Source organism: Acetobacter sp. DsW_063, assembly GCF_002153745.1.
Lineage (GTDB): Bacteria > Pseudomonadota > Alphaproteobacteria > Acetobacterales > Acetobacteraceae > Acetobacter.
Genome location: NZ_JOPL01000088.1, coordinates 1 through 349, shown reverse-complemented (window position 1 = coordinate 349; position 349 = coordinate 1). Strand labels below are relative to the sequence as shown.

The 349-nt window shown below is 54.4% G+C and carries 1 pseudogene; it reads right to left on the bottom strand.

The annotated features are described in order from the left end of the window. Window positions 1–349, bottom strand: a pseudogene (locus HK28_RS11230) (TonB-dependent receptor); the annotation flags it as partial.

Here is a 349-nt window from a genome sequence, read left to right as displayed (position 1 = left end):
GAAGATGTTGTTCACGCCGACGGCCAGATGCCAGTTCTTGTTGAAGCGGTAGCCAACTTCGATATCCGTCAGCCAGTGAGGGGAGTTTTCGAACTTCTGGAACTGATTGACACTGTATTGGAGCGTCTTCGGGTAGGCCCAGTCCTGATAGGTCAGCATGTTCGTCGTCTGACCATAACGGGTCTGGCGAACGTTCACATCCCAGTTTCCAACGGTATAGAACGCATTCAGGATGATCTTGCTGCGCGGATAGGCCGTGGTAATGTAGCCGATGTTCTGCGCGTTCAGGAGCTGCGAACCTGTGGAGCCGATGCCGTTGTGATGCAGGCGCGTGCGGTTGAGATCAAGC